21 protein-coding genes, 1 tRNA gene and 1 riboswitch are annotated in these 23702 nt (G+C 68.5%); of the genes, 17 read left to right on the top strand and 5 right to left on the bottom strand.

Annotation, left to right across the window (positions count from 1 at the left end; genetic code table 11):
* Nucleotides 1–31 precede the first annotated feature (31 nt).
* From MWN34_RS05780 to MWN34_RS05745, 8 genes are all read left to right on the top strand, one after another.
* A complete protein-coding gene (locus tag MWN34_RS05780) occupies nucleotides 32–493 on the top strand; it encodes a chemotaxis protein CheW (RefSeq protein WP_247027471.1) in 462 nt (153 codons plus the stop codon).
* On the top strand, nucleotides 490–1752 hold the full coding sequence (locus MWN34_RS05775; protein WP_247027469.1) for a CheR family methyltransferase: 1263 nt from the start codon (nucleotides 490–492) through the stop codon (nucleotides 1750–1752). The genes MWN34_RS05780 and MWN34_RS05775 overlap by 4 nt, the downstream gene beginning before the upstream one ends.
* Entirely contained in the window at nucleotides 1749–2375 is a 627-nt protein-coding gene (locus MWN34_RS05770; RefSeq protein ID WP_247027467.1) for a chemotaxis protein CheW, read from the top strand. Before MWN34_RS05775 ends, MWN34_RS05770 begins: the two co-directional genes overlap by 4 nt.
* Complete coding sequence (locus MWN34_RS05765; RefSeq protein ID WP_247027465.1) at nucleotides 2372–4633, top strand: hybrid sensor histidine kinase/response regulator; 2262 nt, start codon at nucleotides 2372–2374, stop codon at nucleotides 4631–4633. The genes MWN34_RS05770 and MWN34_RS05765 overlap by 4 nt, the downstream gene beginning before the upstream one ends.
* A gap of 22 nt (nucleotides 4634–4655) precedes the next feature.
* Nucleotides 4656–5666 carry a chemotaxis-specific protein-glutamate methyltransferase CheB gene (gene cheB, locus MWN34_RS05760; protein ID WP_247027463.1) on the top strand — a complete coding sequence of 337 codons (1011 nt, stop codon included), beginning with the start codon at nucleotides 4656–4658 and terminating at the stop codon, nucleotides 5664–5666.
* A 10-nt stretch (nucleotides 5667–5676) separates the two neighbouring features.
* Entirely contained in the window at nucleotides 5677–6690 is a 1014-nt protein-coding gene (locus MWN34_RS05755) for a diguanylate cyclase (protein WP_247027461.1), read from the top strand.
* Nucleotides 6691–6724: 34 nt separating this feature from the next.
* Complete coding sequence (locus tag MWN34_RS05750) at nucleotides 6725–7942, top strand: Bcr/CflA family efflux MFS transporter (protein ID WP_247027459.1); 1218 nt, start codon at nucleotides 6725–6727, stop codon at nucleotides 7940–7942.
* A 163-nt stretch (nucleotides 7943–8105) separates the two neighbouring features.
* Entirely contained in the window at nucleotides 8106–8687 is a 582-nt protein-coding gene (locus MWN34_RS05745) for a ribonuclease HII (RefSeq protein ID WP_281502901.1), read from the top strand.
* 9 nt (nucleotides 8688–8696) lie between these two features.
* Here MWN34_RS05745 and MWN34_RS05740 read toward each other — a convergent pair whose 3' ends face one another.
* Nucleotides 8697–9557, bottom strand: coding sequence for a uracil-DNA glycosylase (locus tag MWN34_RS05740; RefSeq protein WP_247027455.1), 861 nt, complete (start codon nucleotides 9555–9557; stop codon nucleotides 8697–8699).
* 163 nt (nucleotides 9558–9720) lie between these two features.
* On the opposite strand from MWN34_RS05740, the gene MWN34_RS05735 reads away from it, so the two are divergent.
* The 7 genes from MWN34_RS05735 (at nucleotide 9721) to MWN34_RS05705 (ending at nucleotide 17546) form a co-directional block, all read left to right on the top strand.
* Entirely contained in the window at nucleotides 9721–11394 is a 1674-nt protein-coding gene (locus tag MWN34_RS05735; RefSeq protein WP_247027642.1) for an electron transfer flavoprotein-ubiquinone oxidoreductase, read from the top strand.
* A 262-nt stretch (nucleotides 11395–11656) separates the two neighbouring features.
* Nucleotides 11657–12502: a phosphonate ABC transporter ATP-binding protein gene (locus tag MWN34_RS05730; RefSeq protein WP_247027453.1), complete on the top strand. Its 846-nt coding sequence runs from the start codon at nucleotides 11657–11659 to the stop codon at nucleotides 12500–12502.
* Between the two features lie 15 nt (nucleotides 12503–12517).
* Complete coding sequence (gene phnD, locus MWN34_RS05725; protein WP_247027451.1) at nucleotides 12518–13525, top strand: phosphonate ABC transporter substrate-binding protein; 1008 nt, start codon at nucleotides 12518–12520, stop codon at nucleotides 13523–13525.
* A 247-nt stretch (nucleotides 13526–13772) separates the two neighbouring features.
* Nucleotides 13773–14609: a phosphonate ABC transporter, permease protein PhnE gene (gene phnE, locus MWN34_RS05720; protein WP_247027449.1), complete on the top strand. Its 837-nt coding sequence runs from the start codon at nucleotides 13773–13775 to the stop codon at nucleotides 14607–14609.
* A gap of 217 nt (nucleotides 14610–14826) precedes the next feature.
* A complete protein-coding gene (locus tag MWN34_RS05715) occupies nucleotides 14827–14994 on the top strand; it encodes a hypothetical protein (protein WP_247027447.1) in 168 nt (55 codons plus the stop codon).
* Nucleotides 14995–15335: 341 nt separating this feature from the next.
* A complete protein-coding gene (locus MWN34_RS05710) occupies nucleotides 15336–15566 on the top strand; it encodes a hypothetical protein (protein ID WP_247027446.1) in 231 nt (76 codons plus the stop codon).
* Between the two features lie 249 nt (nucleotides 15567–15815).
* A complete protein-coding gene (locus tag MWN34_RS05705) occupies nucleotides 15816–17546 on the top strand; it encodes an ABC transporter ATP-binding protein/permease (RefSeq protein ID WP_247027444.1) in 1731 nt (576 codons plus the stop codon).
* A 72-nt stretch (nucleotides 17547–17618) separates the two neighbouring features.
* Here MWN34_RS05705 and clcA read toward each other — a convergent pair whose 3' ends face one another.
* The 4 genes from clcA to MWN34_RS05685 form a co-directional block, all read right to left on the bottom strand.
* Nucleotides 17619–18923, bottom strand: coding sequence for a H(+)/Cl(-) exchange transporter ClcA (gene clcA / locus MWN34_RS05700; RefSeq protein ID WP_247027442.1), 1305 nt, complete (start codon nucleotides 18921–18923; stop codon nucleotides 17619–17621).
* A 416-nt stretch (nucleotides 18924–19339) separates the two neighbouring features.
* A complete protein-coding gene (locus tag MWN34_RS05695; protein ID WP_247027640.1) occupies nucleotides 19340–20293 on the bottom strand; it encodes an ABC transporter substrate-binding protein in 954 nt (317 codons plus the stop codon).
* Between the two features lie 89 nt (nucleotides 20294–20382).
* Nucleotides 20383–20487: riboswitch (TPP riboswitch) on the bottom strand.
* A gap of 48 nt (nucleotides 20488–20535) precedes the next feature.
* Nucleotides 20536–21462, bottom strand: coding sequence for a sensor domain-containing diguanylate cyclase (locus MWN34_RS05690; protein WP_247027440.1), 927 nt, complete (start codon nucleotides 21460–21462; stop codon nucleotides 20536–20538).
* Nucleotides 21463–21557: 95 nt separating this feature from the next.
* The gene (locus MWN34_RS05685; protein ID WP_247027438.1) at nucleotides 21558–22310 is read right to left on the bottom strand and encodes an ABC transporter permease; all 753 of its coding nucleotides are present in this window, start codon (nucleotides 22308–22310) and stop codon (nucleotides 21558–21560) included.
* 174 nt (nucleotides 22311–22484) lie between these two features.
* Between MWN34_RS05685 and MWN34_RS05680 the strand changes: the two genes are divergently transcribed.
* Together MWN34_RS05680 and MWN34_RS05675 are read left to right on the top strand one after the other, a co-directional pair.
* Entirely contained in the window at nucleotides 22485–23318 is an 834-nt protein-coding gene (locus MWN34_RS05680) for a universal stress protein (protein ID WP_247027436.1), read from the top strand.
* 114 nt (nucleotides 23319–23432) lie between these two features.
* Nucleotides 23433–23509, top strand: a tRNA-His gene (locus tag MWN34_RS05675).
* The last annotated feature ends 193 nt before the right edge of the window (nucleotides 23510–23702 follow it).

Genomic DNA, 23702 nt, shown 5'->3' with positions numbered 1-23702 from the left:
GAAGCGGAGCGCCGGCAGGGAAGGAAGCCGCATGCTGTTCCTCATGTTCCGCATCGGCCGGGACCGCTACGTGCTCGACGTGGACGCGGTCGAGCAGGTGCTGCCCCTGATGGACGCGAAGGTCTTGCCCGGCGTCCCGGCCGGCGTGGTCGGCGCCATCAATTATCGTGGCGCACCCGTGCCGCTGATCGACCTCGGCCGGCTGGCGCTCGGCCGCGACTGCGCGCCTGTGATGAGCACGCGCATCATCCTGGTGCGCTATCCGGACGGGACGGGCGGCTCCCACCGCCTCGCACTGTGCGCCGAACGGGTGGTGGAAACGATCGCCCGCCCGCCGGAAGCCTTCGTCGCCACCGGGGTCGAAGCCGGCACCCCGGGCTATCTCGGCCCCGTGCTGGCCGATGCCGGCGGCCTCATCCAGTGGGTGCGGGTGGAGGCGCTGCTCTCTCCCGAACTGCGCGAGGTGCTGTTCCGCACCGGGGAGGTGGCATGATCCTCGGCGAGGTGGAACGGCTGCTGCAACGGGAGATCGGCCTTCATGTCGAGACGGTGGGTTCCTCGGTCGTTCACTATGCGCTCAAGCAGCGCATGGCGGCGCTGACGATCGACGAGCCGGAGCTCTACTGGCAGCGGCTGAACGCCTCGCGCGACGAGCTGCAGGAGCTGATCAACGCCGTCGTCATCCCTGAGACCTGGTTCTTCCGCGACCGCGAGGCTTTCACCGCGCTGGCCGGCCATGCCCGCGCCCATCGCCGCACGGGCTTGCCGTTCCGGGTCCTGAGCCTGCCCTGCTCGACCGGGGAAGAGCCCTATTCCGCGGCCATGGCGCTGTTCGACGCGGGCCTGGCAGCCGAGGACTTCCGCATCGACGCCATGGACGTATCCACGCGCAACATCGCTGCCGCGCGGCAGGCGACCTATGGGCGCAACTCCTTCCGCGGCAGCGACCTGTCCTTCCGCGCGCGGTATTTCACCGCGGTCGAGCGCGGCTACCGGCCAAGCGAGGCCGTGCGCGGTCAGGTGCATTTCCGCGCCGGCAACCTGTTCGAGGCGAATGATCTGCCGGGCGCTGAGATCTATGACGCCGTATTCTGCCGCAACCTGCTGATCTATTTCGATCGCAGCCTCCAGGAAAAGGCGCTGGACCGGCTGCGCGCCCTTCTGGTGCGCGATGGCCTGCTGCTGGTCGGACCGGCCGAAGCAAGCCTGCCCACCCTCCACGGCTTCGTCTCGGCACGGTTGCCGATGGCCTTTGCCTTCCTTCGGCAGGACGGCGTTCCCGCTGCCTCCGTGCTCGCCGCGCCGCCGGTGCCCCCGGCGCGGGTGCGCCGTCCCGCCGTTCCGGCGGCGCCCATCGTCGCGCGCCGGGTCGCGCCGCGGCCCTTTGCTCCGTTGGCGGCGAAGCCCGTGACGGTCGCTGCCGCTGCCGAGGATCACGCCTCCGCGCACCTTGCCGCCATCCAGCGCGCCGCCGATGCCGGCCGGCTCGACGAGGTCAAGACGCTGGCGCAGGCGCATATCGAGCGCTTCGGCCCCGAGGCGCGGGTGTTCTACCTGCTCGGCCTTGCCCATGATGCAGGCGATGCGACGTCGGCGGCGATCGAGAATTACCGCAAGGCGCTCTATCTCGCGCCCGACGATCGCGAGACGCTGGCGCAGCTCGCGCTGCTGCTGCAGCGGCAGGGCGACCTCGCGGGCGCACGGCGCCTTGCCGGCCGGCTCGACCGGCTCGAGAAGGGAGGCCCGCCGTGAGCGCGCCGGACAAGGACAATCCCGGCCGGGCCGCCGGAGCGAGCGTCGAGGAGATCGCCGAGCTCCTGCTCGACCGCCCACTGCCGCCCGGCTATCGCGAGGAATGGACCCGGCACTTCGCGCAGATCGCTGGCGATTCCGAAGCGTCCCATACGCCGGACGGGGAGGAGAGCGCGGTCGTCATCTTCCGCATCGGCGAGGAGTGGCTGGCGCTGCCGGTCGACGTGTTCGAGGAGGTGGCCCCTCCGCGCACCCATCATTCCTTGCCGCACCGCCGGGAGGCTCTCGTGTGGGGCATCGTGAATGTGCGGGGCGAACTGCTCGTCTGCGTTTCGCTCGCCGCGCTGCTGGGCGTCGAGGCGAAGGCGGGCGAGCGAAACGCCGGGTTGAAGACCTTCGCGAGGCTGGTGGTGGTCGGTCGGGAGGGTGCGCGCGTCGCCTTTCCGGTGGACGAGGTGCACGGCATCCATCGCTACGGGCGGCAGGACGTGGTTGCGGTGCCCGCAACCGTCGGGCGTTCCGGCGCCAGCTTCACCGCGGCGATGATCCGATGGGACAAGCGGCTGGTCGCAAAGCTCGACGGGACCATGGTGCTCGACGCTCTCGACAGGGGGATCGCATGAGCGGGCCCGATCTCAGCGGCTTCTCGATGCTCGACCTGTTCCGGGCCGAACTGGAAACCCAGTCTCAGGCCCTGACCGAGGGCCTGCTCGCGCTCGAGCGCAATCCGGTGGCGGCGGACCATCTCGAAGCCGCGATGCGCGCCGCGCATTCACTCAAGGGGGCCGCGCGCATCATCGAACTCGAGCCCGCGGTGCGGGTGGCCCACGCGATGGAGGAGTGCCTCGTCGCGGCCCAGCGCGGGCGGCTCCGGCTCGGCCAGGAGGCTATCGACGCGCTGCTGAAGGGTGTCGACCTGCTTGCCCTCGTCGCCTCCGACGGACCGAACGGCGGGGCCGCGGCGGAGCCGGCGGTCGCGCGGTTCCTCGCGACGCTGGATCGGGTGCTGCACGGAACACAGGAGGCCGCCTCGACGGCAGGTGAGATGCCGCCGCCGGCGGCACCCTTCGAGCCGCCGCCGGCCGAACCTGCCATGCGCACCGAACCGGGGGATGCGGTCCATGGCGGCGGCGGATCCGAACGCATGGTCCGCATTACCGCGGAGGCGATGAACCGGCTGCTCGGGCTTGCCGGCGAATCGCTGATGGAAGCGCGGCGGCTGCGGCCTTTCCTCGACCGTCTCACGCGCCTCACCCGCCAGCACGCGGCGCTTGCCAAGGCGTTCGACGAATTGCGCGCCGTGCTTCCACCCAACCCGGAGGAGGAGGTCGCCGACGCGCTCGTACGGGTCCAGGATCGGCTCGGGGCCAGCCATGATGCGCTGGCCGAGCGGCTCGCGGAGCTCGACGCGCTCGACCTCCGGGCCAGCGATCTCGCCAACCGCCTCTATGCCGAGACGCTGGAAAGCCGGATGGGGCCCTTCGAGGACGGCGTACGTCACTACGCGCGCACCATCCGCGACCTGGGGCGTACGCTCGGCAAGCGGGTGCGGCTCGACATCGTGGGCGGCTCGACCGGGATCGACCGCGATATCCTCGAACAGCTCGATGCCCCGCTCGGCCATCTGCTGCGCAATGCGGTGGACCACGCCATCGAGCTGCCGGACGAGCGCGCTTTCGCCGGCAAGCCGGTGGAAGGCGTGATCAGGGTCGAGGCGCGCCACAGTGCCGGGCTGCTGCAGATTCTGGTCAGCGACGATGGTCGCGGCATCGATACCGCGCAGTTGCGTCGCGTCATCCTCGCGCGCGGGCTGACCACGCCGGAAACCGCTGCACAGCTCAGCGAAGCCGAGCTGCTGGAGTTTCTCTTCCTGCCCGGTTTCTCGCTGAAGGAGACGGTCAGCGATATTTCCGGGCGCGGGGTCGGACTGGACGCGGTGCAGGCCATGACCCGCGCGGTGCGCGGGCAAGTGAGCATCAGCTCGACCGCCGGCATCGGCACCACGTTCCAGCTCGAACTTCCGCTCACGCTTTCGGTGATGCGCACCTTGCTGGTCGAGGTCGCGAACGAGCCCTACGCCTTCCCGCTGGCGGGCATAGCCCACACGCTGCGGTTGCCGCGAACCGACATCGCGCAACTGGAGGGGCGCTCCCATTTCCGTTTCGGCGAACGTCAGATCGGCCTCATCGCCTGCCATGAGATCCTGGAACGCGGCGAGCCAAAGGCCGACCAGAGCGAGCTGGCGGTCATCGTCATCGGCGATGGCGAAGGGAGTTACGGGGTCGTGGTCGACCGTTTTCTCGGCGAGCGCGAGCTGGTGGTGCGCCCTCTCGATGCCCGGCTCGGCAAGATCAAGGACATCAGCGCCGCCGCCCTGCTCGACGATGGCGCGCCGGTGCTGATCATCGATGTGGAGGACATGCTGCGCTCGGCTGAGAAGCTCTCTGCCTCCGGGCGGCTGCGTGCCCTGAACAGGACCTCGGCGGCGGTCGGCGCGCGGGCGCGCAAGCGAGTGCTGGTGGTGGATGATTCGCTGACGGTGCGCGAGCTGGAGCGCAAGCTGCTCGCCCATCACGGCTATGAGGTCGAGGTCGCGGTGGATGGCATGGACGGCTGGAACGCGGTCCGCAGCGAACCCTTCGATCTCGTCGTCACCGATGTCGACATGCCGCGCATGGACGGGATCGAGCTTCTCACCCTCATCAAGCGCGATGCGCGCCTCGGCGTCCTGCCTGTCATGATCGTGTCCTACAAGGACCGCGAAGAGGATCGCCGCCGTGGGCTGGATGCGGGGGCCGATTATTATCTCACCAAGGGCAGCTTCCACGACGACGCGCTGGTCGGAGCCGTAGCGGATCTCATCGGGACGGCCTACGAATGAGCCGTGTGTGAGGGGGCAGGCCATGCGGATCGCCATCGTGAACGACATGCCGATGGCGACCGAGCTGCTCCGCCGCGTGGTTGCGGCCGCGCCCGAGCATGAGCTGGCCTGGACCGCGGCCGATGGCGCCGAGGCGGTCGAGGCCTGCCGGCGCGATCGTCCGGACCTGATCCTGATGGACATCACCATGCCCCGCATGGACGGCGTGGAGGCCACACGCCGCATCATGACGCAGACCCCCTGTGCGATCCTGCTGGTGATCGCCAGCGTCGACGGCAATGTGCCCGGCGTCTACGAGGCCATGGGTCATGGCGCTCTCGATGCGGTGGACCTCCCCACGGCCGGACCGTCCGGGGCCGTGGAGCTCCAGGCGCTGCTGGCCAAGATCGCGATCATCCGCAAGCTGGTGGGCGATAGCCGGCTTGCGCGACGGCCCGCTCCGGCGGAGGCGCGCGCCGAGACCGCGCGCCGCCTCATCGCCATCGGCGCTTCCGCGGGCGGTCCCGCGGCGGTTGCCGCCGTGCTCGGAGGGTTGCCGCCAGACCTGCCTGCCTCCATCGTTCTCGTGCAGCATGTCGACGAGAAGTTCGTGCCCGGCCTCGCCGCCTGGCTTGGGCAGCACACCGCTTTGAAGGTGCGCCCGGCGGGGGAGGGCGACGGTGTGGAACAGGGTACCGTGCTGATCGCGGCGACAAGTGATCATATTGTTCTTAAATCTGCGGGAGCTTTGGGTTATACGCCGGAACCGCGCAGCTATCCCTACAGGCCGTCGGTCGACGTTTTCTTCGAGAGTGCTGCGCTTCAGTGGTCAGGCCCGGTTGTGGGCGTGCTTCTTACCGGAATGGGCCGGGATGGAGCGCGGGGGCTGAAGGCATTGCGTGACGTGGGGCACCTGACGATCGCACAGGACGAGGCAACGAGCGCCGTCTACGGCATGCCGAAGGCAGCCGCGGCACTCGGCGCCGCGATCGAGATCCTGCCGCTGCCGGCTATCGCGCCGCGGCTGCTCGATGCCTGTGGCTACGGTACCTGACGAGGAGCGAATGATCGACGAGACAGCCGAGACGAACGCCCTTCCGGTCCCGACAGAGAGCTACGTGTCGATGGTCCTGCTGGTCGACGATCAGGTTCTGATCTGCGAGGCGGTGAGGCGTGCGCTGGAAGGGGAGCATGATCTCGATTTCCACTACTGCACCAATCCGCAGGATGCGGTGCGGGTGGCGGAGGAGCTCAAGCCCACGGTCATCCTGCAGGATCTCGTCATGCCGGGCGTGAACGGGCTCGACCTGGTGCGACACTATCGCGAAAACGCGGCCATCCATGCCGTGCCCGTCATCGTGCTCTCCACGAAGGAAGACCCGCAGACCAAGAGCGAGGCTTTCAAGGCGGGTGCCAACGACTATCTGGTGAAGCTGCCCGACCGGGTGGAGCTGATCGCCCGCCTGCGCTACCACAGCCGCGCCTATGTCGACCACGTCCAGCGCGACGCCGCCTATGCCGCGCTGCGCGAGAGCCAGCGCCAGCTGATGAACGCCAATCTGGAGCTGGAGCGCCTCACCCGGATCGACGGGCTCACAGGGCTGGGCAACCGGCGTTATTTCGACGAATACATGGAAGCCGAGTGGCGGCGTGCCCAGCGCACAGGCAATCCCGTCTCGCTGCTCATGATCGATGTCGACAATTTCAAGCTCTACAACGACACCTTCGGCCATCTGGCCGGGGACGAGGTGCTGAAGCAGGTCGCAGGCGTCATCCAGACCGGGGCCTCGCGGCCCGGGGATCTTGCGGCGCGCTTCGGAGGCGAGGAATTCGTGGTCGTGCTCGTCGACACGCCGCTCGACGGTGCACAGGTCGTGGCCGGGCGCATCCTGAGCGACATCCGCGCCCTTTCCCTCGCGCATCGCGACGGCATCGTGACGATCAGCATCGGCGTCGCCACCGTCTCCGCTTCGGCCGGCAGCGGACCGGGCTCGCTCATCCATGCCGCCGACATCGCGCTGTTCCGTGCCAAGGCAGGCGGGCGCAACCGCGTCGAGGTCGAGGTGCCGACGGACTGACGCCGCGCGGCTCGAGCATTCAAGGCGCATCGCGTTGACCAAGCCCCTTCCTTCGGACACGCCGAACCATTCCGGCGCGCACGTCGTCCCACCACCCAACGTGCTGATGATGGCGGGGGCGACCGCGCTGCCGACCTTCAGCATGCATGTCTTCGTGCCGGCGTTGCCCGCTGCCGCCCTGGCGCTCTCCGCGACGCCGGCTGCGATCCAGCTCACCGTCACGCTCTACCTCATCGGCCTCGCGCTCGGGCAGATCGTCCATGGCCCGCTATCCGACCGGATCGGCCGGCGACCGGTCATCCTGGGCGGTTTCCTGATCTATATCGTGGGCACGGCCGGCGCGTGGGCGGCGCCGAGCCTGCCCTTGCTGCTGGCCGCGCGGGTGCTGCAATCGGTGGGGAGCTGTGCGGGTCTCGTGGTCGGGCGCGCGGCGATCCGCGAAACCGCCAGCGCCTCCAGCGCGGCGGCGGGCCTCGCGGTTCTCACCTTCACCATCACCATCTCCTCGGCGCTGGCGCCGCTCATCGGCGCCGGGCTCGACCGGCTGCTGGGCTGGCGGATGATCTTTGCCGTGCTGCTGGCGGCCTCGATCCTCGTCACCGCGCTGCTCTATGTCCGTTTCCCGGAGACCAACCGGGCCCGGCAGGCCGATATCGGCGTGGGGCAGATGCTGCATCGATTCGCGGCTCTGGCCCGCTCCCGCGCCTTCATGGGCTATTCGCTGGCCGGTGCCGCCGCGACCGTGACGGCCTATGCCTTCTATGCCGCGCTTCCCTTCCTGGTGGCGGAGGAACTGCCGGGAGCGGAGCCTTTCATCGGCTTCATCTATCTCGGCGTCGTCGCCGGCAGCATTCTCGGCGCGCTCACTGCGCGGCGGGCGACGCGGCACATGGCGCTGGAGCGCATCGCGCTGGTGGGAGCCTGCGGCACGGTGGCGGCTGCCTGCGCCTTCCTCGGCGGGCGCCTCATATGGCCGGGCAGCGTGTTGTCGGTGACAGTGCCGCTCTTCGCGATGACCTATGCCGGCGGCTTCGCCAGTCCGGGCGCGGCGACGCTGGCCATGAGCGTGGACAGCAGGGCGGTAGGGGCGGCGTCAAGCCTCTACGGCTTCATCCAGATGGCGGTCGGCGCGGGATTGACGGCGCTGGTCGGCCTGCTCGGTCATGGTTCGGTACCGGTCGGGGCGATCGTCGTCGGCGCGACGCTGGCCGGGCTTGCCGGCTATGGGCTGGCGCGCCCGGCAAGGCACTGATGCCCGCCGGCGTTGCATCTCGCCGACGCCCGTCGCACCCTATGCCGGAACAAGCCGAGGATTCGCCGTGCCTGCGCGCCGCACCAAAACCGCCCCCACCAATCCCCGCGCGGCGTCCGCGTCGCGGATCCGGCCCGATTTCTCGCAGGAGCTCGCTGCCTTGATGGCCGGCGATGTGCCGGTGGCCGGGGCCGACGAGGTGGGGCGCGGTCCCTGGGCCGGGCCGGTGGTTGCGGCGGCGGTGATTCTCGATCCCGACCGGGTGCCAAATGGGCTGGACGATTCCAAGAAGCTCACCGCCCCGCAGCGCGAGGCGCTGTTCGACGTGATCTGCGCCACCGCCGAAGTGTCGGTCGCCTTCGCCCCGCCGGCGCGCATCGACGGGCACAACATCCGGCAGGCGACGCTGTGGGCGCTGTCGCGGGCGACGGCGGGGCTGCCGCGCCGGCCGCGGCTGCTGCTTGTGGATGGCAACGACCTGCCCCCGGTGAGCTGTGTCGCGCGGGCGATCATCGGCGGTGACGGGCTGGTAGCCTCGATCGCGGCGGCCTCGATCGTCGCCAAGGTGACGCGCGACCGGCTGATGGCCTCGCTCGGCCTGGCCCATCCCGGCTACGGCTTCGAGCGGCACATGGGCTACGGTACGCCGGAGCACCAGCAGGCGCTGGAAACGCTGGGCGTGTGCCGCCACCATCGCACCTCCTTCGCCCCGATCCGCGCCCGGCTTGCACCCGCCGCGGAATAGGTGCCGGCTTCAGCGTGCGCGTGGCGGCAGGGCGTCGAGGCGGTTGCGGATCGCCAGCAGGTCGCGCCACACCATGCGCTTGCCGAGCGGGGAGCGCAGGAGAAAGGCCGGGTGAAAGGTCGGGACCGCGGCGATGCGGCGGCTACCGGTGTCGTATTCGCCCCAGCGCCCGCGGGCCTTGGTGATGCCGTCCTTGATGCCGAGCAGCGTCTCCGCCGAGGGCTTGCCGAGGCACACAAGAATGTCGGGATCGGCCAGCTCGATCTGCCGGCGGATGAAGGGCAGGCAGATCGCGGTTTCCTGCGGGGTCGGCGTGCGGTTTCCCGGCGGGCGCCACGGCACCACATTGGCGATGTAGACGGACGTTCGGTCGAGGTCTATCGCCGCCAGCATGCGGTCCAGCAACTGACCGGAGCGGCCGACGAACGGCTTGCCCTGAATGTCCTCGTCGCGGCCGGGCGCCTCGCCGACGAACATGATGCGCGCTTTCGGGTTGCCGTCCGCGAACACCATCTGCGTTGCGGTGACCTTCAGCGGGCAGCCTTCGAAACGGTCGAGGATGCTGCGCAACGTGTCGAGGTCCGGCGCGGTCGCCGCCGCCTCGCGCGCGCCGATGGCGGCGATGTCGGGCGCAGGAGGGGCGGCGCCGACGGGCGGGCGGGTGGCAGCGGGCGCGCCCTTGGCCGCGGATGGCGGGCCCGGTTGCGGCGTCTCGGCGGGGCGCTGCATCCTCGCGGGGCTGCGGGCTTCGCTGCCGCTTTCCGCAAAACGGTCCACCGGCTCCTCGCCCATGGCCACGTCGACCCCGGCTTCCACATGGAAGGCGAGGATGTCGGCGATGGCGTCGCGGGTGGCGTGGGGCGGTGTCATGAACTCTTTCTAGCACCGGATCGCGGGGGGGACAGGGGGCGTGCGCGCGAAACTGTGGCACCGCCCGCACGCCTGTCGCGATGTGCGCGCAACGGGCCGGAAGCATGATTGTCTTGGCTGCCGAAGCGTGGAAGAAGTCCAGACAGTGGAACGGAGCATGACCATGGACGCGGCGGATCTGCCGGAACGCGAATCGATGGATTTCGACGTGCTGGTCGTGGGCGCCGGCCCCGCCGGCCTTGCGAGCGCGATTCGCCTGAAGCAGCTCGCCGCCGAGGCAGGGTCCGAGATTTCGGTGCTGGTCGTCGAGAAGGGTTCCGAGGTCGGCGCGCATATCCTGTCCGGCGCGGTGATTGATCCCATCGGCCTCGACCGGCTTTTCCCGGACTGGCGCGAGGATCCCGACGCGCCGCTCAAAACCCCTGTGACCGACGACCGTTTTTATATGCTTGGCCCGGCGGGCTCGGTTCGGCTGCCGAACATTCTCATGCCCAAGCTTATGGGAAATCACGGCAATTACATCGGTTCGCTCGGCAACGTCGCCCGCTGGCTGGCGGCGAAGGCCGAGGAGCTGGGCGTCGAGGTCTATCCCGGCTTCGCCGCGAACGAGCTGCTCTATGACGAGGCCGGCGCGGTTGTCGGGGTGGCGACCGGCGACATGGGCATCGGCCGCGACGGCGAGATGAGCGACCGCTACACCCGCGGCATGGAACTGCGCGCCCGCTACACCCTCTTCGCGGAAGGGGCCCGGGGCCAGCTCTCCAAGGAGCTCATCGCCGGCTTCAAGCTGGACGAAGGGCGCGAGCCGCAGAAATTCGGCATCGGTATCAAGGAGTTGTGGCAGGTCGCGCCGGAGCAGCATCATCCCGGTCTGGTGCAGCACTCCTTCGGCTGGCCGCTCGACGGCACCACCGGCGGCGGCTCCTTCCTCTATCATCTGGAGGACCGGCAGGTGGCGGTGGGCTTCGTCGTCCACCTCAACTACACCAACCCCTATCTCTCGCCCTTCGAGGAGTTCCAGCGCTTCAAGACCCATCCCCTGATCCGTCCCACCTTCGAGGGCGGAAAGCGCCTCGCCTATGGTGCGCGGGCGATCACCGAGGGTGGTTTCCAGTCGGTGCCGAAGCTGGTCTTTCCCGGCGGGGCACTGGTCGGCTGCGCCGCGGGCTTCGTCAACGTGCCGCGGATCAAGGGCAGCCACAATGCCGTGCTGTCCGGAATTCTCGCGGCGGAAGAAGCGTTTAAGGCGCTATCCGAAGGTCGCGGGCAGGATGAGCTGTCGGGCTATGAGGCGGCATGGAGGGGGTCGGATATCGGGCGCGACCTGTGGAGGGTGCGCAACGTCAAGCCGCTCTGGTCGAAATTCGGCACCTATATCGGCATCGCGCTGGGCGGGCTCGACATGTGGTCGAACAGCCTGCTCGGCATCTCGCCCTTCGGCACGCTGGGCCACGGCAAACCGGATTATGCCAGCCTGAAGCCGGCGAAGGATTCAAAGCCCATCGACTATCCCAAGCCGGATGGCGTCGTTTCCTTCGACCGGCTGTCCTCGGTGTTCCTGTCGAACACCAATCATGAAGAGGACCAGCCGCCGCATCTCGTGGTCAAGTCATTGGCTTTGCAGAAGTCTTCCGAGCATGACGTCTTCGCCGGACCCTCGCAGCGCTATTGCCCCGCCGGCGTCTATGAATGGGTGGAGGAGGGTGGCGACGCCCGGTTCGTGATCAACGCGCAGAACTGCGTGCACTGCAAGACCTGCGATATCAAGGATCCGAACCAGAACATCACCTGGGTTGCGCCCGAGGGCGGCGGCGGGCCGAATTACCCCAATATGTGAGGTGCATGAATACCCGCGAAACGGAGGCCGGTCAGTCCAGTGAGGTGACCGGTGAGTCCAGCGGGCGATCGGCTGGCGGCCGGAAAGCGTCGCCGGCGGTTGGCGCGCGGCCGCCATGCCGCACCGCCGCGCGAACAGGCGGGCGATGCCCCCTCGTTGCCCCCTTGTCCCCCCTCGTCACAGACCCGCAATACAAGCTTCATCCCGTCGTCATGAGCCTCCGCTACCCCGTGCCGGTCTTTTCAAGGCCGGTGGAGGAACCATGGCGGCGGCGCTCGAACTCGACCGGGTCACCAAGTCCTACGGCGCCATGCGCGCGGTCGACGATGTCTCGCTCAGCATCGCGCCGGGCGAGCGGGTGGCGCTGATCGGGGCCTCCGGCTCCGGCAAGTCGACGCTGATCCGCATCGCGTCCGGCCTTGCGCTGGCCGATCGCGGCGTCGGCCCCGCGGCGGTGCGCTCCTTCGGGGTGCCGGTGCAGGCCGGAGGCAGGCTGGCGGGCGAGGTTCGGCGCGCGCGCCGGCATATCGGCCTTGTGTTCCAGCAATTCGCCCTCGTCGGCCGGCTGTCGGTCATGACGAATGTGCTGGTCGGCGTGCTCGGGCGCATCGGCCGCCTGCGCGGCACGCTCGGCCTGTTCAACGCCGATGAGCGCCGCACCGCCCTGGCAGCGCTCGCCGAGGTCGGCATCGCCGTCCATGCCGGCAAGAAGGCGCGCCAGCTTTCCGGCGGCCAGCAACAGCGCGTCGCCATCGCCCGCGCGCTGGTGCAGGGGGCGAAACTGGTGCTCGCCGACGAGCCCATCGCCTCGCTCGACCCCAAATCGGCGAAGCGGGTGATGGACACGCTGGTCACCATGAGCCGCGACCACGGCATCGCGCTGGTGGTGTCGCTGCACCAGGTGGACTACGCCACCGCCTATTTCGACCGGGTGATCGCGATGAATGCCGGCCGCGTCGTCTTCGACGGCCCGGCCTCGCGCATCACCGCGTCCTTCCTCACCGAGCTTTACGGCGCCAGCGCCGAAGAACTCATCCTGCCGAGCCAGTTCCAGCCGTCCGCCACTCCGGCGGCGACGGAACGGGCCGGCCTCGTTTCCGCATCCTGACAGGAGCCTACCTCCATGAAGCGCCTTTTCGCCGCCGGCCTTGCGCTGGCCGCCTTCATCGCCCCGCTGTCGGCCCGCGCCGACGAGGTGAAGGAGCTGAATTTCGGCTTCATCTCGACCGAGTCCTCGGCGAATCTCGCCAAGAACTTCGAGCCGCTGCTGAAGGACATGGAAAAGTCCATCGGCATCCCGGTGAAGGCCTTCTTCGCCGGTGACTATGCCGGCGTCATCGAGGGCATGCGCTTCAAGAAGGTCGATATCGGCTGGTTCGGCAACAAGTCGGCCATGGAAGCGGTGGACCGCGCCGGCGGCGAGGTCTTCGTGAAGACCGCCAAGACCGACGGCTCCTCCGGCTATTATGCGCTGCTGGTCACCAATGCCGACCGCACCGACATCAACAAGCTGGAAGACGTGCTCGACTGCTCGAAGGGCCTGACCTTCGCCAATGGCGATCCGAACTCCACCTCGGGCTTCCTCGTGCCCGGCTATTACGTGTTCGCGCTGAACAAGGTCGATCCGGCCAAGTGCTACAAGCGCGTCATCTCCGGCAACCATGAGGCCAACCTGCTCTCGGTTGCCAACAAGCAGGTCGACTTCGCCACCAACAACAATGAGAACATCACCCGGCTGGAGCTGACCCGGCCGGAAGAAGCCAAGAAGATCAAGGAAATCTGGCGCTCGCCGCTGATCCCCGGCGATCCGATCGTGTGGCGCAAGGACCTGCCCTCCGACCTGAAGGCGAAGATCTACACCTTCTTCATGACCTATGGCCGCCTTGGTACGCCGGAAGAGGTCGCCCACGCCCGCGAGGTGCTGGCCAAGACGTCCGATGGCTGGGGGCCGTTCCTCGCCTCCTCCGACGCCCAGCTCTACCCGATCCGCCAGCTCGAGCTGTTCAAGACCCGCCTCAAGACCGAGACCAACGACAAGCTTTCGACCGAGGAGAAGGCGAAGCAGCTCAAGGAGATCGACGACAAGCTGGCCGAACTCGACCAGGCCTCGAAGAAGACCCCCGCAATGTGACGATGGGCCGCCAGCCCCGATGTCGCCATCCCCGGCCCGGCCCCGGGGATGTGCGTCTTTTTCCGGACGCTCGCGGTCAGGCGTGCATGGGGCGGGAGCCTCCTGCCGGTTTTGTGGCTGCCGGTTTCATGGCTGCCATCGGTCCCTGCCTGCGGCGCCCCATGCCAGCCGGTTCGTGCCTTCGCGCTTCCGGGATGACGTGCCGCCGGGATGACGTGCCCACATTTCCCTCTGAGGGACAGGATCCATGCTCGCCTCGCAAACCGCCGATCCCGCCGCCGCCCATCGTTCCGCCGCCGCGACTCTTCCGGCCCCGCCGGTCACCCCGATCGCGACGCGGCTCGTCCGGCTCGTCATCGCGGCGCTGGTCGTCGCCGTGCTGGTGTTCTGCTGGCACGAGGCGGAGATGAACCCGCTGCTGCTGTGGCGCGACGCCGGCAACATGGCCACCCTCGGCGCCGAGTTCCTGCGTCCGGACTTCACCGACTGGCAGGTCTATGCCCAGAACATGGTGGAGACGCTGGCCATCGCGGTGTGGGGCACGGCGCTCGCCGTCATCGCCGGCATTCCCTTCGGCATATTGTGCGCGGAAAACGTCGCGCCGCGCTGGATCGCCTTTCCCGTGCGCCGGCTGATGGACGCCTGCCGCGCCATCAACGAACTGGTCTTCGCGCTCATCTTCATCTCGGCGGTGGGCCTCGGCCCGTTCGCCGGCGTGCTGGCGCTGTTCGTCCACACCACGGGCGTCATCGCCAAGCTGTTCTCCGAAGCGGTGGAGGCGATCGACCCGGCGCCGGTGGAAGGCATCCGCGGCACCGGCGGCTCCTCGCTGCAGGAGGTGATCTACGGCGTGGTGCCGCAGGTGCTGCCGCTGTGGATCTCCTATGCGCTGTACCGCTTCGAATCCAATGTCCGCTCGGCCACCGTGCTCGGCATCGTCGGCGGCGGCGGCATCGGCATGACGTTCAACGAGACCATCCGCGGCTTCAACTACCCGCAGGCCTCGGCCATCCTCATCATCGTCATCCTCACCGTCTCCGCGCTGGACGTGGTGAGCCAGTCCATCCGCAAGCGCTTCATCTGAGGCGCTCGATCGGGTGCCGACATATGCCCGGCCGGCACAGCGGTGAACAAGCGGGCTTCGTCACCGAATCCGGGAGAGGCGTCACGCGAGCGTCAACGATTGCCGGTAGCAATCCGCACGCGATCACGCCGCAGGCGATTTGATCGTGCAAGACGTAACGTCATCTCAACGCTGGTGCCTCCCGGTAGTCCCGGCCGGCACGGAATCGGGTTTCCCCATGAAGACGACCCTCATTGCCCTCCTTACCCTTGCCGCCCTGGGCGCCACGGCCGTTCAGGCCAAGGGCCCCAGCCCGGACCAGCGCAAGGCGTGGCGCGCGACCGCGCTCAGCGGCTCCCATCCGGGCTCCGACATCGTGAAGCCGAAGAAGCCGGCCATGAAGTGAGGCCGGCTCCACGGGCCGGCTCTGCGGCCCGATAGGCCGTTGCCGTTCGGCTTCGCGGGAAAAAAAGCGACAGGGCGCAGTCTCGCAAGGGCTGCGCCTTTTTCGTTGCGGCGGGTTCGTTCCGATGCCCCCGAGGGGCGCGGCAAACCGGATCGGCAAACCGGATGGGCAAATCAGATGAGCAAATCACATGGGCGCGAACCGCCCCTCCTGCGCGCATGGCTCCCATACGATAAAAAGACATGCGATTAGATCGTATGCGATATAGAACAGTCTCACGAAACGGCGCCGGCCTCTCACCGAGGGCACCGGCGTCACCCCTGAGACTTCGGAGGCTCCCCATGAAGAAGACCCTCATCGCGCTGACCGCTCTCGCCACCCTCGGCCTCGCCGCCAATGCGCAGGCCAAGCAGGACCCCCATGAGCGGGCCGCCTGGCAGCAGACGGTCAACAACGCCACCGTCGCCGGGCCGAACGCCGCCCCCGTGGTGGTGGAAGGCCGCAACGCCGCCGACGTGTCCGACAGCTACATCCGTCGTTCGGTGGAGCAGGACGCCCGCAGCACCCGCTGAGGGCCTCCGGCGCAGCCGCGCCGGTATATCGTCCCGATTGAACCGTCTCGACTTCCGGCGCGCCCCGCAAAGGGCGCGCCTTTTTCTTGGTTGCACCCGTCTTCATGACCCAAGGTCAAGACCTCCCCCGGACGAGGCCGCGCCGCGAACCTCTCCAAAGCTTAATGTGCCGGCCATCCTCGCGCCGCGATTGAATCGGCTAAGCTTCGCACGGTCGGCCATCAGGCGCCCCTTGCCGGAGATACTTCCTTGCGGTCCATCAAGACACTCCTCGCCGATGTCTGGCGGCTTTCCATTCCCTATTTCCGCGGCGAGGACCGGTGGGCGGGGCTGCTTCTGCTCGCGATCGTGGTCAGCCTTGAATTCGCGTGGGTGGGCGTCACGGTTCTTCTGAACAAGTGGAACAACGCGTTCTACGACGCGATCCAGCAGAAGGACTTCCCGGCCTTCCAGCACCAGCTCCTGATCTTCTGCATCTATGTGGTCGGGGCCATCGTCGTCGCGGTGTACCAGATCTATCTCAGGCAATGGCTGGAGATCCGCTGGCGCACCTGGATGACGGAGAAGTATCTCTCCGCCTGGCTGAAGGGCGACACCCATTACCGGATGCGGCTGAAGGGCGACACCGCCGACAACCCCGACCAGCGCATCGCCGAGGACATCCGCTCCTATATCAGCTCCACCATCACGCTGTTCCTCGGCATCCTGAACGCGGTGACGAGCCTTGCCTCGTTCGCCATCATCCTGTGGGGGCTGTCGGGCGATTTCCGCTTCCACGTCGCCGGCCACGAGATCGCGATTCCCGGCTATCTGGTGTGGGCCGCCTTCGCCTATGCCGCGGTCGGCACCTGGCTGACCCACCTCATCGGCCGCGTCCTCATCAAGCTGAACTACGACCAGCAGAAATTCGAGGCCGATTACCGCGTCGATCTCGTCCGCGTGCGCGAGAACGGCGAGGAAATCGCGCTGATGGACGGTGAGAATGTCGAGAAGGCCCGCCTGCTCGACCGTTTCGGCCGGGTCGTCCACAATTACTGGGGCCTGATGATCGCGCAGAAGCGCCTCACCTGGTTCACCGCCGGCTATGGCCAGATCTCGGACATCTTCCCCATCATCGTGGTGGCGCCGGCCTATTTCAGCGGGGCGATCCAGCTCGGCCAGCTCATGCAGACCGCCTCGGCGTTCGGCCGGGTGCAGGGGTCGTTCTCGTTCTTCATCAACGCCTACCAGACGCTGGCGGAGTGGCGCTCGGTGGTGGATCGTCTGGTCGGCTTCGAGCGTTCCGTCGCCCTGACGCAGGCCGAGGCGCTGTCCAGCGACTATCGCCGCGGCGAGACCCGCGACGGCACCGCGCTGTCGCTCGACGACACCGAGGTGCGCCTGCCGGACGGCTCGACCCTCGTCAGCGTCGATGGCGTCAAGGTGCGGCCCGGCGAGGCGGTGCTGCTGTCCGGGCCCTCCGGCACAGGCAAGTCGACCCTGATCCGCGCCATGTCCGGCATCTGGCCTTATGGCCGCGGCATGGTCTCGGTGGCGCCGGGGGCGAAGGTGCTGTCGCTGCCGCAGAAGCCCTATCTCCCCGTCGGCTCGCTGCGCGGGGCGCTGGCCTATCCCGAGCCGCTGGCCGACCACACCGACGACCAGCTCCGTCAGGTCCTCGCCGATGTCGGGCTCGGCGCCTTCGCCGGGCGGCTCGACGAGACGGCGCTGTGGTCCAACCTGATGTCGGGCGGCGAGCGCCAGCGCTTCGCGATCGGCCGCGCTTTGCTGATGAAGCCGGACGTGCTGCTGCTCGACGAGGCGACCTCGGCGCTGGACGAGCCGGCCGAGGCGGCGCTCTATCGGCTGATCCGGGAGAGGCTGCCGCACACCGCCATCGTCTCGGTCGGCCACCGGACAAGCCTGATCGGCTTCCACGACCGCCAGCTTCTGCTCACCCGAGCCGCCGGCGGCCCGGCCCAGCTCGCCGCGGCGGAATGAGGAGCAGACGGCGCGGCGCAGATCCCCGTCGGTCAGGTGGAAGCGCCTGATCGACGGCACGACGCGCGCGGTTCACACACCCGGAGGGGCTGGCCGGCTCGCCGCCTCCAGGGCGAAGGTGCGCTCCAGCAGCACCTCGTAGATCGGCCGGCCGCCGAGCGCGAGGAACACCATGTGCGCGAAGATCGCGGTGAGCATCACCGGGACCAGGATCGCATAGGCGCCCGTCAGCTCCATCACCAGCACCATGCCGACGAGCGGCGCGCCGATGGTGGCGGAGAACAGCCCGCCCATGCCGGCGATGGCCAGGGCCGGCAGGGTGCCGTCCGGCAGCGCCACCAGATGGCCGATCGCGGTGCCGTAGAGCAGGCCGAGCGTGGTGGCGAGCGCGAGAATCGGCGCGAAAATGCCGCCGGCCACGCCGGTCGCATAGCTCGCCATGGTCATGGCGAAGCGCAGCAGCACGATCATCGCCAGCACGCCGAGGGGACGCCCCTCCTTCGCGAGCTCGACCGCGAGCAGCTCGCCGCCCCGGGTCGCCTCCGGCAGCACGAACACCAGAACGCCGACCACGAGGCCGACCAATGTGGGGAAGATGTAGAAGGACGAGGCCAGCCCGAGCCGGCGCACATGGTCCAGAAACCAGATGAGCGTGCGGTTGAAGCCGACGCCAACCACCCCGAGCAGCAGGCCGAGCCCGATGAAGACGGGCAGGGTGGTCATCGCCATCTCCGGCACGGCGAGGAACATGAAGGGCGTATTGCCGGAGATCGACTCGGTAACCAGCGCGCTGGAGAGCGAGGCCAGGATCACCGCGATATAGGTGCGCGGGCTGTAGGGAAACTGCCGCCGCGTCTCCTCGATGACGAAGAGAATGGCGGCGAGCGGGGCGTTGAACGCCGCCGCAAGGCCAGCCGCGCCGCCGGCGGCGAGCAGGCCGCGCATGTCCTCGGCGTCCCAGCGCATCGCGTCGGAAAAGCCCTTGGCGACCGACGCGCCGAGATGGATCGTCGGCCCTTCGCGGCCCAACACCATGCCGGAGGACAAAGCGAGGATGCCGCCGAAGAACTTCACCGGCAGCACGCGCTTCCAGCGCACGATGCGCAGCCCCTCCATCGCGCCCTCGATCTCGGGCACGCCGGAGCCGGCGGCCTCGGGCGCGAAGCGGCGCACGAGATAGAGCGCCCCGACCGCCATCGCCGCCCCGACGCAGGCGCCGGCAAGGTAGAGCGCGGGGCCCTCCAGTCCCAGCCGATGCATCAGATAGGCCGGCCAGCCCTCGGAGAGACCCTCGACGCTCGCGTGAAAGGCGGAGCCGACGAGGCCGACCGCGGCGCCCATGAGCACCGCCACCAGATGATAGAAGCCGTTCCCCATGCCGGGCGGTGTCCTTCGGGCGCGCAAGAATGCGGGCGCATCGGTAGCACCGTGCGGCGAGGAGGCAAAGGCGGAGAGGGCATGGATCGGTGGCCGCGTGACGGTTCCGTGTCCTGATGGTCACGGATGACCCAGCGGAAGAGAAGGTGGCGGCGTCGTCCGGGCAGGATGCGGAATCCTATGGCAGTGCCTGCCTGACGCCGCCATTTCGCCCGTCGTCTCCCGCGGTCCCGCCTTTCGTCCGCATCCCGGCCGCAGCGAAGCGTGGAGCCGGGACCAGGGACGGCCGGGATCGCCGGCGCGACGGGCCGGCCTTTGGGGCACCGGTTCGATCCCGGCTCTGCGGCTACGTCTCCGGGCGGGATGACGCCTTGCGCATGAGCGCCCGTCATCACAACGCCCGATCCCGCGCCCTCTCACGGCAATGCGGGCGCGTAGGTCGAAACCGGTTCCACCGTGTCGATCAGCCCATGCTCCTTCATGAACACGCCGAACCGGGCGTAGCGCTCGGCGTCCAGCGCCCCCGGCGTATGGGCGAAGCGGCGCAGCGTGTCGGTCCAGGCGGTGCGGTTCAACTCGTCGTCGAGCTTGGGGTTGGCCTTCACGAACACCTGCCACGCCTCGTCGGGGTGGTTGAGGATGTAGATGGTCGCCTGCTCCACCGCGGAGAGGAACTTTTTCAGTCGCGGATCGGCGACGAGATCGCGGCGCGTGAGGTAGATCAGCTCGTCGAACACCGGCACGCCGTGCTCCTCCGGGAAGAAGGCACGGCCCTCCTTGCCCTCGATCTTCATCTGGGTGAGCTCGAAATTGCGATAGGCGCCGATCACCGCGTCCACCTTGCCGGCGATGAGGGAGGGCGAGAGGGCGAAATTGACGTTGACCTTGGTGACGTCGGACGGCTTCAGCCCGGCATCGGCCAGCATCGCGTCGAGCAGCGCGTCCTCGAGGCCCGCCACCGAATAGCCGACGGTCCTGCCCTTGAGGTCGGCGAGCGAGCGGATCGGCCCGTCCTTCAGCACCGCGACGGCGGTGAGGGGGGTGGAGACGAGCGTCCCGAACCGCACCAGCGGCAGGCCCTCCTTCACCGCGAGATAGAGATTCGGCTGGTAGCCGACCGCGATCTCCGCCTGCCCGGCGGCGACGAGGCGCGGCGGCGCGGCGGGATCGGCCGGCGCGATGAGGTCGACATCGAGGCCCGCGGCTTCGAAATAGCCCTTCTCCTTGGCGATCACGAGCGGGGCATGGTCGGGGTTGACGTACCAGTCGAGCAGCACGGTGAGCTTTTCGGCGGCCTGCGCCGGCACCGCGGCGAGAACCAGCGGGAGGGCGAGGGTGCCGGCCAGCGCGGCGGCACAGGTTCGGCGCATCAAGGACTTCAGCATGTGGATCTCCTGTTTGGGGAGACCCGGAGCACGAGCTTATGGGGGATCTTCGGGCACAGGCTGCCCGATGTGGCGCCCCGCCCTTGCTCCGTCCCTTCGCCGGCATGACCCGGATCAGGTTCAAAGGGTCTGGCGGAACCGCCATCTCAGCCTCTTGCGAGACACCCCTCGGACGAGCGGACGCTAGCAGAGCCGGCGGGCGCGGGCAATGCAGGGAAGAGGCCGCCTCAGCGCAGCGGGCCGGTGGCCATGAGGGAGACGTGCTGGCCGAACACCTCGATCGGCCGGCCCGTGGCCTTGGCGGCGTACATCAGGCTGTCGGCGAGGTGCAGCAGGCTCTCTCCATCGGCCGGGCGCGTGGCAACCGCGACGCCGACCGCTGCGCCGATGGGCAGTGCATGCCCTTCGATGCGGATGTCGCGGCAGATGTCCTGCGCGAGCGGGCGGAAGCGCGCGGCCGGGTCGGCCGGCGGCGCCTCGGCCGGCAGGTCGAACAGCACGCCGAATTCATCGCCGCCGAGCCGGGCCACGAAATCGCCGGAACGCATGCTGGTCCGCAGCCGGTCGGCCACCACGCGCAGCAGCGCATCGCCCATGCGGTGGCCGTAGCGGTCATTGATGGTCTTGAAGCCGTTGAGGTCGAGGAAGGCGAGGCCAAGGGCGCCCTCGGTCCGCTCGGGCGCAGTCATGGCGCCGAGCCGGCTGTCGAAGGCGGCGCGGTTCGGCAGGCCGGTCATCACATCGGTGAAGGCGGCTTCCAGGATGCTGCGCTCGAACGCCTTGCGCTCGGAATTGTCGATGATGATCTCGATATCGACCGGTTCGCCATTGATGACGCGCCGCTGGGTCGAGATGAGGGTGGGCACGATCCGGCCGGAGGCGTGGAGCAGGTCGACCTCCTCGAGCTGGAAATGGCCGGCCGTCTCCAGCATGTGCCGCCGGCGCAGACGATTGGGGTCGTCGAGCGCGCGGACCGTGTCGAGGACGAGCGGCTGGCCGGCAATCTCCTCCCAGCCCTTGCCGATGAGCTGGAGATAGGCCGGGTTCACCATCACGTAACGGGACACATATTCGCAGGTCGCGATGCAGATGGCGACAGGCGAGCGCTCGAACACATCGACCAGAGCCTCGTAGATCACCTCGCGCGACGTCATGGTTCCTCACCGGAAAGGCAAGCCTACAGGTCGGCCGTGGATGATCTTTGGCGCCACTCCCGCGCGATGAAGCAAAGCACGATGCGTGCCGGTCTTCACCCAGCGTTTCCGGTTTCCGGCGCCCAGGGCAGCATCCGGGTGAGAAGGCGGTCGATCAGAGCGAACAGCACCAGCGCGACCGCCAGCAGGATGGCAAGCGCGGCGAAGACCATGTCGGTCTGCATCCGCGCATTGGAATAGATCATCAGGTAGCCGAGCCCGGCGGAAGAGCCCACCCATTCGCCGACGACCGCGCCGATCGGCGCCGCCGCGGTCGCGACCCTGAGGCCCGAGGCGAGCGCGGGCAGCGCCGCGGGGATGCGGATATGACGCAGCAGCGCCATCCGCCCGGCGCCGTGCAGCCGGGCGAGATCCACGAGCCCCTGGTCGGCCCGCGCCAGCCCGTCATGGAAGGCCGAGGCGACGGGGAAGAAGATGATGAGGCTCGCCATCACGATCTTCGAGGCGAGTCCGAAGCCGAACCAGATGACGAGAAGCGGCGCGATGGCGAAGACGGGCAGCGCCTGCGCCACCAGCAGAACCGGGCGCAGCGCCCGCAGCGCCAGCGGGGAGAAGGCCATCATCAGCGCGCAGGCGATGCCGAGCAGGGCCCCGCACAGCAGGCCGAGCACCATCTCGCCCAGAGTGATCGCGGCGTTGGCGGCGAGAATCGCCCGGTTGTCCACGAGCGCCCGCCCGATGCGCAGCGGTCCCGGCAGGATATAGGCGGGGATGCCGATGAGCCGCACCGCCGCTTCCCACAGGCCGAGCAGGACGAGGGTGACGAGAAGCGGGCGAAGGATGGCCAAGGCGGTCTCCGGCTGCGGTGGCGCGCTGCGTGCCTGCTCCTTACCCCAGCGCGCGGGCGCGGGCGAGCGGGCGGGGCGCGGGGCAGCGCTGCCAAGGTCGCGCTTGACCGAGCGCAAGGCCGGTTTCACCTTTCCGGCCTAAAGATTGCGCAAGACGCAAGCGGGAGGATGGCAATGATGATCCGTGACGTTCTGGTAAACCTCAAGATGGGCGAAGGACCCGATGTCGCCACCGATTTCGCCGTCTCGCTTGCTGCCGAACTCGACGCCCACCTCACCGGCGTCGCCGTCACCTACGCGATCAGCATTCCCCCGGTCTATACCGAGGCCTTCTCGACCGAGTTCATCGACGTGCAGCGGCAGGAGAGCCAGAAGCTCGCCGACGCGGCCGTCATGCGCTTCACCGAGGCGGCCCGGTCCATGGGGCTGACCGGCGAGGTCCGGCAGATCGACGGTTCGCTGGGCGGTGCGGCGGAAGAGGTGGGCGTGATGGCCCGGCTCTACGACCTTACCGTGGTCGGCCAGCCCGATCGCGACCAGATCGGCTCCGACGAGGTGGTGACCGAGGCCGTGCTGTTCGATTCGGGCCGCCCGGTGCTGCTGGTGCCGCGCAACCAGCAGAAGCCCTTCTCGGCCCGCCGCATTATGGTGGCATGGGATGGCGGGCGCACCGCGGCGCGCGCGGTGGCGGAGGCGCGCCCCTTCCTGCCGCAGGCGAGCTTCGTCGAGGCGGTGGTGGTGCAGGCGCGCAGCAAGGCGGACGAAGTGCCCGGCGCCGATCTCGCCCGCCACCTCGCCCGCCACGACAAGCATGTGGAACTGCGCCGTCTGGCGCCTGAGGGCAGTGAGAGCGTCGCCGACTGCATCCTGAAGGAAGCGGTCGCCCGCGAGATCGACCTCATCGTGATGGGGGGCTACGGCCATTCGCGGCTGCGGGAATTCGTGCTGGGCGGGGTGACCCGCGACATGCTCGACAAGGCCACCATTCCGGTGCTGTTCTCGCACTGAGCGGGGCTGCACGGGCGAGGGCTTTTCCACCGTCGCGCATTGCTGTTGGCAGTGTGCGACGGGGCGCTTGCAAAGCGCGGGCGAGGCAAGTAGGTTCCGCGCCGCATCGCACATGCAGCTGTAGCTCAGTTGGTTAGAGCGCCGGTCTGTGGAACCGGAGGTCGGTGGTTCGAGCCCACCCAGCTGTACCACGCAATTTTTCTGTATATATCCGCATCTTGTCGAGGCCTCACGGGACATTGCCGGTGAGGAAAGCCTGATGCGTGACGGGAATGTATTCGTCTAGGAACGGCGGGTCTTTCCCTCCGCGCCGCGCGATGTTCGGCCGACTTTTCGCCTCCTGCTCGGCTGACGGCTTGCAATTCTGGTACATGGTGTGTAGGG

The sequence above is a fragment of the Ancylobacter crimeensis genome (assembly GCF_023016805.1).
GTDB classification, from domain to species: Bacteria; Pseudomonadota; Alphaproteobacteria; order Rhizobiales; family Xanthobacteraceae; genus Ancylobacter; species Ancylobacter crimeensis.
Note: the sequence above shows the minus strand (reverse complement) of the source record. Positions and strands in the feature narration are given on the sequence as shown.